Annotated in this window: 1 protein-coding gene; it reads left to right on the top strand. The window is 71.9% G+C overall.

Annotation, left to right across the window (positions count from 1 at the left end):
* Window positions 1–71: 71 nt before the first annotated feature.
* Window positions 72–14,144, top strand: a 14,073-nt coding sequence (locus ACZ4Z4_RS23570) for a non-ribosomal peptide synthetase (RefSeq protein WP_468330502.1), incomplete at its 3' end; no start/stop codon positions are given.

The raw sequence follows: 14,144 nt of genomic DNA, 5'->3' as shown, positions 1-14,144 counted from the left end.
CGAACACCCACGTCCACCACAACTCCGCCGCGTCGCGCACCACTCGGACCCCAGGGGCAGAAGACATCATCATGCGAAACGTTGACGAGCCGAACACGAGCGGTCGGTCCACGGACGGAAACGGACACCGCGGCGCGGTACTCGACCCCGTCACGCTGCCGGACATCTTCGGGTCCCGGGCGGCGCTGACCCCGCAGGCCACCGCCCTCAGCACGTCCACCACCACCTGGACGTACGCCGAACTCGACGCACACGCCAACCGCATCGCCTGGTGGCTCATCGGCCAGGGCCTCGGCCCCGGCGACCGCATCGCCGTCGCCCTGCCGCGCGGCGCCGAACACATCGCCGCCCTCCTCGGCGTCATGAAGGCCGGCGCCGCCTACCTCCCGCTGGACCCCGAGCAGCCCCCCGGACGCCTCGCCCACCTGCTGCGGGACAGCGGCCCCCGAGCGGTCCTGCTCCACTCGGACGTCGCCCGTCGCCTCCCGGCCGGCGCGGCCCGGCCACTGACGCTCGACGACCCCGCCACCGGCGCCGCCCTCGCCGCCTGCCCCACCACCACGCCCCGGGACGGCGACCGCACCGCGCCGCTGCTCCCGAGCGACCTCGCCTACGTCATCCACACCTCGGGCTCCACCGGCACCCCGAAGCCGGTCGGCGTCCCGCACACGGGTTTCGCCGCCCTCGTCGCCACAGCGGACCGGCACCGGACCACCGGCCCCGGCTCCCGCGTGCTCCAACTGGCGCCACCCACCTTCGACGTGGCGATCTGGGAAGTGCTCACCACCTTCGCCGGCGGCGGCACCCTCGTCGTCCCCGCACAGCACCGCCTGCTCGGTGAGGAACTCGCCGGCGTGCTGGCCGACGAACGCATCACCCACGTCACCCTGCCGGTCTCGGTGCTCGCCACCCTCCCCGCCGGCACCGAGTCCACATTGGTGAACCTGCGCCGGGTGCACATCGGTGGCGAGAGCTGCCCGCCCGACCTCGTACGCCGGTGGTCCGCCGACCACGAGCTGGTCAACGGCTACGGCACCACCGAGTGCTCGGTCGCCACCACCCTGACCGAACCCCTCACCGCCCCCGACGGCGACTTCGCGCAGCCCCCGATCGGGACACCGGTGGCGGGGGTCCAGGTCTGCGTCCTCGACGACCAACTGGCCCCGGTGCCCGCGGGCACGACAGGAGAGCTGTACGTCGCAGGACCCGGCCTGGCACGCGGATACGTGGAGCGTCCCGGCCTGACGGCGGAGCGGTTCGTGGCGTGCCCGTTCGGGGCGCCGGGCGAGCGGATGTACCGCACCGGTGACCTCGTCCGCCGGAACGCCGACGGACAGCTTCAGTACCTCGGCCGGGCGGACGACCAGGTGAAGATCCGCGGCGTCCGCGTGGAACCGGGCGAGGTGGAGGAGGCGCTGCGGCGCCACCCCGCGGTGGCCCAGGCCGTCGTGCTGCCCCTCACCCACCCGACGGACGGCACACGGCTCGTCGCCTACGCCGTCCCGGCCACCGGCGCCGACGTGACTCCCGCTGCGCTCCGCGCCGACCTCCGGGAAGCGCTGCCGGACCACCTCGTGCCCTCCGCCGCCGTCCTGCTGGACGCGCTGCCGCTGACACCGAACGGAAAGATCGACCGCGCCGCGCTCCCCACCCCCGAGTACGAGAGCACGTCCCGCGCTGCCCGCACGGAGACCGAAGCCGCGCTGTGCGCCCTGTTCGCGGACATCCTCGGGGTGCCGTCGGTCGGGGCCGACGACAACTTCTTCGACCTGGGCGGCCACTCGCTGCTCGGCACACGCCTGGCGAGCCGGGTCCGCACGGTGCTCGGCGCCGAGCTGCCGCTGCGGGTGCTGTTCGAGGCGCCGACCGCGGCACGACTGGCCCACCACCTCGACACGGGACGGGCACGCCCGGCACTGGAGGGGCGCCCGCGCCCTGAGCTGCTGCCGCTCTCCTTCGCCCAGCAGCGGCTGTGGTTCCTGCACAAGCTCGAAGGCCCCTCGGCGACCTACAACATGCCGCTCGCCCTCCGCCTCACCGGTGACATCGACCGCGACGCGCTGGAAACCGCGATCAACGACCTGGTCGCCCGGCACGAGCCGTTGCGCACGGTCTTCTCCGAAACCGCCGACCGGCCCTTCCAACGCGTCCTGCCCGCGGACGAGGCACACCTGCCCCTGCACACCTTCACCGTCGCACAGGACCACCTCGAAACGGAGATCCGCGCCGCGGCCCGCCACCCCTTCGACCTCGCGACCGACACCCCCGCCAAGGCATGGCTCTTCCGGACCGAGGAAGCCCCGCACACCGCCGTACTGCTTCTCGTGCTGCACCACATCGCGGGGGACGGGTGGTCGGCGGGCCCACTGGCCCGCGACCTGGTGACGGCGTACGCGGCCCGGCGCGGCGGTGCGGAACCGGAGTGGACCGCACTCCCGGTGCAGTACGCGGACTACACCGTGTGGCAGCACGAGGTTCTCGGCGATGTGGACGACCCCGGAAGCGAAATGGCGCGCCAGTTCGCTTACTGGGCAGCCCAGTTGAAGGACGTACCGGAGGAGGTGACGGTCCCGGGCGACCGGCCGCGCCCCGCTTCGGCGTCGTACGAGGGCCGCCTGGTGCCCCTGGAGCTCGCCGCCGAGCTGCACGCAGAACTGCGTGACCTGGCCCGATTGACGGACGCGACCCCGTTCATGGTGCTCCAGGCCGCGCTTGCGGCGCTGCTCACCCGGTTGGGCACGGGCCCGGACGTCGTGGTGGGATCACCGGTCGCGGGACGGACGGACGAGGCGCTGGACGACCTGGTCGGCCTGTTCGTGAACACGTTGGTGATGCGGACGGACGTGTCCGGCGACCCTTCGTTCAGCGAGTTGCTGGGCCGGGTGCGTGAGGGGTGCCTGGAGGCGTTCGCGCATCAGGATGTGCCGTTCGAACTGGTGGTGGAGCGGCTGAATCCGTCGCGCTCGGGTGGCCGGCACCCGCTGTTCCAGGTGGCGTTGGTCCTCCAGAACAACGAGGAGGGCCGCTTCGGGCTGCCCGGCCTCGGGGTGCGTTCGGAGCAGGTGGGGACGGGGACGGCGAAGTTCGATGTGACGGTGAGCCTGTCCGAGACCTTCGACGAGGACGGTCGGCCGGCCGGCATGTCCGGGTTCATCGAGTACGCGACGGACTTGTATGACGCCAGCACGGTGGAGCTGTTCGGGGAGCGGCTGGTTCGGTTGCTGGGTGGGGTGGTTGCCAGTCCCGATGCACGCGTGGGCGAGCTGCCTGTGGTGGGTGGGGAGGAACGGGAGCGGCTGCTGGGCTGGTCGGCGGCGGGCGGTGTGCCCGCGCCGGTGACGTTGCCGGGGCTGTTCGCCGAGCGGGTGCGGGAGTGCCCGGACGCGGTGGCTGTGGTCAGCGGTGAAGCGACGCACTCGTACGCGGAGTTGGCCGTGCGGGTGAATCGTTTGGGTCGGTGGTTGATCGGCCGGGGGATGGGCCCTGGCGATGTGGTGGCGGTTGCGGTGCCGGCGGGTGTGGAGCAGCTGTTCGCGGTGCTGGGGGTGCTGTCGGCGGGGGCTGCGTATGTGCCGGTGGATGTGGAGTATCCGGGGGCGCGGATCGGCTGGTTGCTGGAGGACGCGCGGCCGGGGCTGGTGCTGAGCACGCGGGCGGCCGCGTCGAGTCTGCCCGAGGGGCTGCCGACGGAGGTCGTCCTGCTCGACGAGGTCGCTGTGGAAGCTCTGCCGGGAGAGGAGATCACCGACGGCGACCGGGTGGCGCCGTTGCTGGCCTCGCATCCGGCGTATGTGATCTACACCTCTGGTTCGACAGGCCGTCCCAAGGGCGTGGAGGTCACGCACGCGGGTGTCGCAGGCTTCGCGGCAGGTCTGGTGGAGCGGATGGGTGTTGGTGCCGGGGGCCGGGTGCTGCGTACGGCCTCGCTGAGTTTCGACGCATCGGTGCTGGAACTGGTCCTGGCATGGGGTTCCGGAGCGGCACTAGTCCTGCCCGAGCGTTCGGGTCTGGCGGGCGAGGAACTGGAAGCAGCCCTGGCGCAGGGTGGGGTGACGCACGCCTTCCTGCCGCCGTCGGTGGTGGCGACGCTGCCCGAGGGTGCGTGGGAGCGCCTGGGTGACTTGGTGGCTTTGGGGGTGGGTGCGGAGGCGTGCCCGCCGGAGCTGGTGTCCCGCTGGGCACCCGGTCGCAGGGTGGTCAACGCGTACGGTCCGACGGAGATCACCGTGGCTGCGGCGATCAGCGACCCGCTGACCACTGACGGAGGCGTCCCGATCGGGCGGCCCGTGCCGGGTGCGGGCCTGTTCGTGCTGGACGAGCACCTCGGTCTCGCCCCCATGGGCGTCCCAGGAGAGCTGTACGTATCCGGTGCGGGCCTGGCGCGCGGCTACGCGGGCCGTCCGGCGCTGACCGCCGAACGCTTTGTGGCCAGCCCCTTCGGTGGGCCTGGCGAGCGGATGTACCGCACGGGTGACCTCGTCCGCTGGAACGCCGACGGCCAGCTCGAATACCTGGGCCGGGCCGACGATCAGGTGAAGATCCGTGGCTTCCGTATCGAACCCGGCGAGATCCAGGCCGCCTTGGAGGCCGAACCCGGCGTCTCCCAAGCCCTGGTCGTCGCCCGCCCCCACAACGACGACACCCGCCTCGTCGCCTATGTCGTGCCGTCCTCAGCAGGGGCGGAGGGGACGACCGGTGAGCAGGTCGAGGAGTGGCGGCAGATTTACGACTCGGTGTACGACGAGGCCGGGTCGAATGCGCTGGGGGAGAGCTTCGAGGGGTGGAACAGCTCCTACTCGGGCGAACCGATCCCGTTGCGGGAGATGCGGGAATGGCGCCGTGCGGCCGTGGAACGCATCCGAGGGTTCGCCCCTCGCCGTGTGTTGGAGATCGGTGTCGGTTCCGGGTTGTTGATGGGGCATCTGGCGGCGGGGGTGGAGTCGTACTGGGCGACGGACTTCTCGTCGTCGGTCGTGGAGCGCTTGCGTGGTCAGGTGGTGGGGCTCGGTTGGGATCATGTGGAGGTGCGCTGCCAGGCCGCCGATGATGTGTCGGGGCTTCCGGCCGGTGAGTTCGACACGATCGTCATCAACTCCGTGGTGCAGTACTTCCCGGGCTGGGAGTACTTGGAGCGGGTGCTGGACCAGGCGTTCGGTCTGCTGGCCGACGGTGGCCGGCTGATCGTGGGAGACGTACGGCACCGGGGCCTGCTGCGAGCCTTGCAGACCGCAGTGCATGCACACCAGGAGGGCATACAGGACACGGCCCGGCTGCGGGCGGCGGTGGAGCAGGCCGTCACCACGGAGAAGGAACTGCTCCTGGATCCCGCCTTCTTCGCTGCCTGGGCGGCCGGACGGCCGGAGGCGGTAGGAGTGGACGTGCGGTGGAAGCGGGGTGCGGCGCACAACGAGCTGACCCGGCACCGCTACGACGCGGTCATCCACAAATCCCCCGCTCGGCCCCTCTCACTGGCCGGTGTACAGGTACTTGCCTGGAACAGGGACATCCACTCCCTGGACGACCTGGGTGATGTGTCGCTGCCGGTGCGGGTGTCCGGGGTGCCGAACGCGCGGCTGACCGGGGAGGTCGCGGCCGCCCGCGCGGTGGTCGAGGGCGAGCCCGTCGAGCGCGTCCGGGAGCTGCTGGACGCCCGGAGCGGGCTGGACCCGGAAGCGGCGTGTGCCTGGGCACGGGCGCGAGGGTGGGACGCGGTGGTGACCATCGGGTCCGAGGGCGCGGACACGATGGACGTGGTGTTCGTTTCCGACGGCACGGGTGTGGTGTCGGACGCGTTCGTGTCGGTGGGGGTGCGGTCGCTGGGGGCGTTGGCGAGTGATCCGGTGCGCACCCGGGTGGCGGGCGAGCTGGTGTCGGTGTTGCGGCGCAGTCTGGGGGAGCGGCTGCCGTCGCATCTGGTGCCGGCGGCGTTCGTGGTGCTGGAGGCGTTGCCGTTGACGGTCGGCGGCAAGGTGGACCGGGGTGCGCTGCCTGCTCCGGAGTATGCGTTGACCGTGTCGCGGGCTGCGCGGACGCCGCAGGAAGAGATCGTGTGCGGTCTGTTCGCCGAGGTGCTGGGGTTGCCGGCGGTCGGGGTCGAGGACAGCTTCTTCGAGCTGGGCGGTCATTCGCTGCTGGCGACGCGGCTGGTGAACCGGGTCCGGGCGGTGCTGGGGGTGGATCTGGCGCTGCGTGCGTTGTTCGACGAGCCGACGGTGGCCGGTGTGGTGCGGCGTCTGTCGGGCGTCGGGTCGCGTCCGGTGCTGGAGCGGCGTGAGCGGCCGGGGCGGCTGCCATTGTCCTTCGCGCAACGCCGTATGTGGTTCCTGTACAAGTTCGAGGGTGCGTCGGCGACGTACAACATTCCCCTCGTCCTGCGCCTCACCGGTGAGGTCGACACAGCCGCTCTCGAAGCGGCACTCAACGACGTGATCGCCCGGCACGAGCCGCTGCGGACGGTCTACCCCGACCTCGACGGTGAGCCCTACCAGCACATCCTCACACCCGCCGAAGCCCACCTCACCCTCGCCGTCGAGGACGCCCGGTCGACGGAGCGGCGGGAGCGGCTGGTGCACGACATGGCACGGCACGGCTTCGAGCTGGACCGGGAAATGCCGCTGCGCGCGACGCTCCTGACGGTGGGAGCCGACACCTCCATGCTGATGCTGACCATGCATCACATCGCCGGCGACGGATGGTCCATGGCACCCCTGGCCGAGGACCTGGTGACCGCGTACGCGGCCCGGCGCGAGGGCCGGCCGCCGCAGTGGACGGCGATGCCGGTGCAGTACGCCGACTACGGCCTCTGGCAGCACGACCTGCTCGGCGAGGACACCGACCCCGACAGCCTGCTGCGCCGCCAAGCCGCCTACTGGACCGAGCACCTGCGCGGTCTGCCCGACGTCGTGTCACCGCCCGCCGACCGGCCGCGGCCGGCCGAGGCGTCCCACAGAAGCGAGATGGTGCCGTTCGAGATCGACGCCTCGACCCACGCGGCCCTGCGTGAGCTGGCACGGGCCAACGAGTCGACGCTGTTCATGGTGCTCCACGCGGGCCTCGCGGCGCTGCTCTCGCGGCTGGGCGCGGGACAGGACATCGCGGTGGGCTCGCCCATCGCCGGCCGCACCGACGAGGGCCTCGACCACCTGGTCGGCTTCTTCGTCAACACCCTCGTCATACGCACCGACACCTCGGGACGGCCGTCCTTCGCCGACCTCCTCGCACAGGTCCGCGAGACCAGCCTGGCCGCCTACACCCACCAGGACATCCCCTTCGAGTACCTGGTGGAGAAGCTCAACCCGCAGCGCTCGCCCTCCCACCACCCCCTCGTCCAGGTCATGCTCACCCTCCAGAACACCGCGGAGGTGCACTTCGACCTGCCCGGACTCGAGGCACGGCTGGAGAACCCGGGACAGGGCAGCTCGCAGTTCGACCTGCTGCTGAACATCGGCGAGACCTTCGACGAGAACGGCGACCCGGCGGGTGTCACCGGCTTCGTCGAGTACGCCACCGACCTCTACGACCCCGCGACCGTGCAGGCTTTCGGGGCGCGGTACATACGGCTCCTGAACACCGCCGCGGCCGCCCCGGGCCAGTCGGTCGACACCCTCGACCTGCTCGCCCCGGAGGAGCGCCGGCAACTGCTCACCTGGTCGGGTGCGCGCGGCGCGGCGCGGCCCGAACCGCTCACCCTGCCCGGTCTGTTCGCGGACGCCGTGCGGCGCGCCCCGGCCTCTCCCGCGCTCGTGAGCGGCGACCAAGAGGTGACGTACGCCGAACTGGACGCCTGGTCGAACCGGATCGCACGGCTGCTCGCCGGCCGCGGCCTCGGGCCGGGACAGCGGGCGGCGCTGCTGATGCGGCGCGGCCCCGGCCTGCTCGCCGCCCTGCTCGGCGTGGTGAAGACCGGCGCCGCCTACGTGCCCGTGGATCCGGACTACCCGGCGGAGCGGCGGACGTACATGCTCGACGACGCGGCGCCGTCGGTGGTCCTCGACGACGCCTGGGTACGGCAGGACTTCGCGGACTGCCCCGGCACCGCCCTCGGCGTCACCGTCGACCCGGCACACACCGCGTATGTGATCTACACGTCCGGTTCCACCGGGCGCCCCAAGGGCGTCGAGGTCACGCACGCCGGGATCGCCGGGCTCGCGGCGGCCAAGCGGGCCGCCTTCGCGCTGCGCCCCGGTGACAGGGTGGTCCAGTTCTCGCCGTCCAGCTTCGACGCCATGGTCTCCGAGATGGTCACCACCTTCAGCGCCGCGGCGACCCTGGTGATCCCCGAGGAGACCGGCCTCGCCGGACAGGAGCTCGGCGAACTGCTCCACCGCGAGCGGATCACCAACGCGACCCTCCCGCCATCCGTCCTGGTCACCCTGGAGGACACCCACGGGCCGGACCGGCTCACCGACCTGACCACGCTGGCCGTCGCGGGCGAGGCATGCCCGCCCGACGTGGCCGCGCGCTGGGCCCCCGGCCGTCGGATGATCAACGCGTACGGCCCCACCGAGTCGACCGTGGGCGCCGCGATGAGCCCGCTGCCGGCCGGCCGGGGCACCGGTGTCGTCCCGATCGGCCGCCCCCTGCCCGGACTGGCCGCGCTGGTGCTCGACGAACGACTCGACCTGGCCCCGGCGGGCGTATGGGGGGAGCTGTACATCTCCGGAGCAGGCCTCGCCCGCGGCTATGTCGGCCGGCCCGGCCTGACGGCAGAGCGGTTCGTCGCCTGCCCCTTCACCGGCCCCGGCGAGCGGATGTACCGCACGGGCGACCTCGCCCGCTGGAACGCCGACGGGCAGCTGGAATACCTGGGCCGGGCCGACGACCAGGTGAAGATCCGCGGGTTCCGCGTCGAACCCGGTGAGATCGAGGCCGTGCTGCGCGGCCGGCCGGACGTCGCCCAGGCCGTGGTGACCGCGCACGAACAGCGGGACGGCGTGAGCCGGCTCGTCGCCTATCTGGTGCCGGAGGAGCGGAGCGGCCTGTCGGTGGCCGCGGTACGGGACGCGGTACGCGACCGGCTGCCCGACTACATGGTGCCCTCGGCCTTCGTCGTGCTCGACGCCGTGCCGCGCCTGCCGAGCGGCAAGCTCGACCGGGCCGCGCTGCCCGCCCCCGACTTCACCGGCACCTCCAGGCGGGCCGCCCGCACACCGCAGGAGCAGATCCTCGCCACCCTCTTCGCGGACGTCCTGGGTGTGCCGGTGGTGGGCGTCGACGACAGCTTCTTCGATCTGGGTGGTCATTCGTTGTTGGCGACGCGGTTGGTGAGTCGGGTGCGTGCGGTGTTGGGGGTGGAGTTGCCGTTGCGGGCGTTGTTCGATGCTCCGACGGTGGCGGGGCTTGCGGGTCGGTTGTCGGGTGGGGGTTCGCGTCCGGTGTTGGTGCGGCGTGAGCGGCCGGAGATGCTGCCGTTGTCGTTTGCTCAGCGGCGGTTGTGGTTCCTGTACAAGTTCGAGGGCGCCTCGGCCACGTACAACATGCCGCTGGTTCTGCGGCTGACGGGGAAGTTGGATGTGGGTGCTTTGCAGGCCGCGCTCAACGACGTGGTCGCGCGCCACGAGCCGCTGCGCACGGTCTTCCCCGACACCGACGGACAACCCCACCAGCGGGTCCTGGACGTCGCGGACGTACGCCTGGAGCTGACGCCCGAGCGGGTCCCCGCCGACCGGCTCGACGCAGAGGTGGAGGACTGCGTCCGCCACCGCTTCGAACTCGACCGCGAGATCCCCGTCCGGCCCCGCTTGCTCAGCACCGGCCCGGACGTGCACGTACTCGTACTGACGATCCATCACATCGCGGGTGACGGCTGGTCCCTCGGCCCGCTCGCCGACGACCTCAAGAGCGCCTACACCGCCCGCCGCGACGGGGAGCCGCCGAGGTGGTCCGCACTGCCGGTCCAGTACGCCGACTACAGCCTCTGGCAGCACGACCTGCTCGGCGACGACACCGACCCCGACGCCCTCTTCAGCCGCGAGGCCGCCTACTGGACCGAGCACCTGGCGGGCCTGCCCGAGGTCGTGAGTCTGCCCACGGACCGGCCGCGGCCCCCCGTCGCCTCCAAGCGGGGCGCCGACATCACCTTCTCGCTCGACGCCTCGACACATGCCGCGCTGCGGGAGCTGGCCCGCTCGGCGGACGCCACCTTGTTCATGGTCCTGCACGCGGGCCTCGCTGCCCTGCTCTCACGGCTGGGCGCCGGCGCGGACATCGCGGTGGGTTCGCCCATCGCCGGCCGCACCGACGAGAACCTGGACGACCTCGTCGGCTTCTTCGTCAACACCCTGATCCTGCGCACCGACACCTCCGGCGACCCCGCGTTCACCGACCTGCTCGCCCAGGTCAGGGAGGTGAGCCTGGCCGCCTACACCCACCAGGACATCCCCTTCGAATACCTGGTGGAGAAGCTCAACCCGCAACGCTCCACCGCCCACCACCCCCTCATCCAGGTCATGCTGGCCCTCCAGAACAACACGGACCTGCGCTTCGACCTGCCCGGCCTGCACACCCAACTCCTCCACCCGGCGCCCGGCGGCTCACAGTTCGACCTCACCCTCAACCTGGTGGAGAGCGTCGACGCGGACGGCGGGCCCGCCGGACTCACCGGCACGATCGAATACGCCACCGACCTCTACGACCCCACCACCGTGACCGCCTTCGCGGCACGCTGGACCCGCCTGCTGGCCGCCGCGGCCGAGGACCCGCACCGGCGCGTCGGCGCACTGGACATCCTCGACACCGACGAACGGCGCGCCCTGACCGCCTGGAGCACCTCACCGCGCACCGAGACAGCGGCGCCCCTGCCCGAACTCTTCGAGAAGCAGGTACGCGCCACCCCGCAGGCACCCGCACTGATCGACGCCGACGGCACGGCCTCCTACGCCGAACTCGACGCGCGCGCCAACCAGATCGCCCACTGGCTCATCGCCCGCGGCGCCGGCCCCGAGACCCCGGTCGGCGTCGCCGTCGACCGCTCCCGCACCCAGATCGCCGTCATCCTCGGCGTCCTCAAGGCCGGAGCGGCCTACCTGCCGATCGACCCCGGATACCCCGCCGACAGGATCGCCTACCTGATCTCCGACGCCCGGCCCGCACTGGTCCTGTCCACGCGCCCCCTGGACGTCAGGGCACCGCTCCACCTCACCGACGACCCCGCCACCGTCACCGCGTGGGACCGACAGCCGACACGGGCGCCCCGGGACAGCGACCGCACGGCACCCCTGAGCCCGCGCAACGCCGCGTACGTCATCTACACCTCGGGCTCCACCGGCACCCCCAAGGGCGTGACCGTCACGCACTCCGGCCTCGCCGGCCTGACCGCCACCGCCGAACGCTTCGGCCTCACCGAGGGCAGCCGCACCCTCCAGTTCACCTCGTCCAACTTCGACGTGTCCGTCATGGAACTCCTGACGGGCTTCACCGTCGGCGCCGCGCTCGTGCAGACCGGCACCGAGCACCTGGTCGGAGAGCAACTGGCCACCGCGCTCGCCGACCACCGGGCCACCCACCTCTTCATCCCACCGTCCGTCCTGGCGACCCTCCCGGCCGACGCCGAGACCGCCCTGCCCGACCTCGCCTCCCTCGTCGTCGCCGGCGAGGCATGCCCGCCCGCCCTGGCCGAACGCTGGTCCCCCGGACGCCTGATGATCAACGCGTACGGCCCGACCGAGGCCACCGTCTACGCCACCACCAGCCGGCCGCTCACCGGGGCGCACGCCCCCATCGGCACACCGGTCGTCGGCGCCCGCGTGTCCGTCCTGGACAGCGGTCTGGCCCCGGTGCCCCCGGGCGTGCCCGGCGAGCTGTACCTGGCGGGCCCCGGCCTGGCACGCGGGTACGTCGGCCGGCCGGGCCTGACGGCGGAGCGGTTCGTGGCGTGCCCGTTCGGGGCGCCGGGCGAGCGGATGTACCGCACCGGTGACATCGTCCGCTGGAACGCCGAGGGCCAGCTGGAATACCTCGGCCGGGCCGACGACCAGGTGAAGATCCGTGGATTCCGCGTGGAGCCGGGCGAGGTGGAGGAGGCGCTGCGGCGCCACCCCGCGGTCGGCCAGGCGGTCGTGACGCCGTTCGTCCACGCGGGCGAGACACGGCTCGCCGCATACGCTGTCCCCGTGCCGGCCAGCGGCGCCGCGGTGACTCCCGCGTCCCTGCGCGCCGACCTCCAGGAGGTGCTGCCGGGCTACCTCGTGCCGTCCACGGTCATCCTCCTGGACGCGCTGCCGCTGACGCCGAACGGAAAGACAGACCGGGCCGCGCTCCCGACCCCGCAATACGCCGGGCACACCGCCACAGCGCCCCGGACACCGCAGGAGGAGATCCTGTGCGCCCTGTTCGCGGACATCCTCGGGGTGCCGTCGGTCGGGGTCGACGACAGCTTCTTCGACCTGGGCGGCCACTCGCTGCTCGCCACCCGCCTGGTGAGCAGGGTCCGCCGCGTCGTGGGCGTCGAACTGCCGCTGCGGATGCTGTTCGAGGCGCCGACCGTCGCACGCCTGGCCCACCACCTCGGCACGGGACGGGCACGTCCGGCACTGGAGGCGCGCCCGCGCCCGGAGCTGCTGCCGCTCTCCTTCGCCCAGCAGCGGCTGTGGTTCCTGCACAAGCTCGAAGGCCCCTCGGCGACCTACAACATGCCCTTCTCCCTCCGGCTCACCGGCGACGTCGACCGCGACGCGCTGGAAGCCGCGATCAACGACGTCGTGGCACGCCACGAAGCGCTGCGCACGGTCTTCCCCGAGAGTGACGGCCTGCCGTACCAGCGAGTGCTGCCGGTGGAGGACTCCCGAGTACTCCTGACCGTGGAACCGGTCGCCGAGGACGAGGTCACCCCCCGCATCACCGAGACGATCCGGCACGGCTTCCGTCTCGACCGCGATGTGCCGCTGCGCGCCCACCTGCTCGACGTCACCGAAACCGATGACGCCGTCCTGGTGCTGGTGCTGCACCACATCGCGGGGGACGGGTGGTCAGCGGGACCGCTGGCCCGCGACCTGGTGGCGGCGTACGCGGCCCGGCGCGGCGGTGCGGAACCGGAGTGGACCGCACTCCCGGTCCAGTACGCGGACTACACCGTGTGGCAGCACGAGGTCCTGGGGGACGTGGACGACCCCAAAACCGAGCTGGCCCGCCAGTTCGGCTACTGGAAGCGCCAGTTGGAGGACGCACCGGCCGAGGTGACGGTCCCGGGCGACCGCCCGCGGCCCGCTTCGGCGTCGTACGAAGGCGAAGTGATCGGCTTCGAGATCGGCGCCGACCTGCACGCCGGACTGCGTGACCTCGCACGCTCCTCGGACGTCACCCTGTTCATGGTGCTGCACGCCGGGCTCGCGAGCCTGCTGTCACGGCTGGGCGCCGGAACCGACATCGTCGTCGGTTCACCGGTCGCCGGGCGCATGGACGAGGCCTTGGACGACCTGGTCGGTTTCTTCGTGAACACGTTGGTGATGCGGACGGACGTGTCCGGCGACCCTTCGTTCAGCGAGTTGCTGGGTCGGGTGCGTGAGGGGTGTCTGGAGGCGTTCGCGCATCAGGATGTGCCGTTCGAGCTGGTGGTGGAGCGGCTGAACCCGGCCCGGTCGGGTGGCCGACACCCGCTGTTCCAGGTGGCGTTGGTCCTCCAGAACAACGAGGAGGCCCAGTTCGAACTGCCCGGCCTGGGGGTCCGGACGGAGTCGGTGGGCACCGGGACGGCGAAGTTCGATGTAACGGTGAGCCTGTCCGAGACCTTCGACGAGGACGGCCGGCCGCTCGGCATGTCCGGGTTCATCGAGTACGCGACGGACTTGTATGACGCGGGCACCGTGGAGTTGTTCGGTGAGCGGCTGGAACGGTTGCTGGGTGGGGTGGTTGCCGGACCTGACACGCGCGTGGGCGAGCTGGATGTGTTGGGGGAGGGCGAGCGGGATCGGTTGTTGGGGTGGTCGGCGACTGGTGCTGCGCCTGAACTGGTGACGTTGCCGGAGTTGTTCGCTGCTCGGGTGCGGGAGTGCCCGCAGGCTGCGGCTGCCGTCTGCGGTGAAGTGGCTTACTCCTACGCGGAGTTGGCTGGGCTGGCTAACCGGTTGGGTCGGTGGTTGATCGGCCGGGGGGTGGGTCCTGGTGATGTGGTGGCGGTTGCGGTGCCGGCGGGTGTGGAGCAGCTGGTC

The organism is Streptomyces sp. NPDC030245, assembly GCF_055572995.1.
The sequence above is the reverse complement of the archived record's forward strand: the minus strand, read 5'-3'. Positions and strand labels throughout refer to the sequence as shown.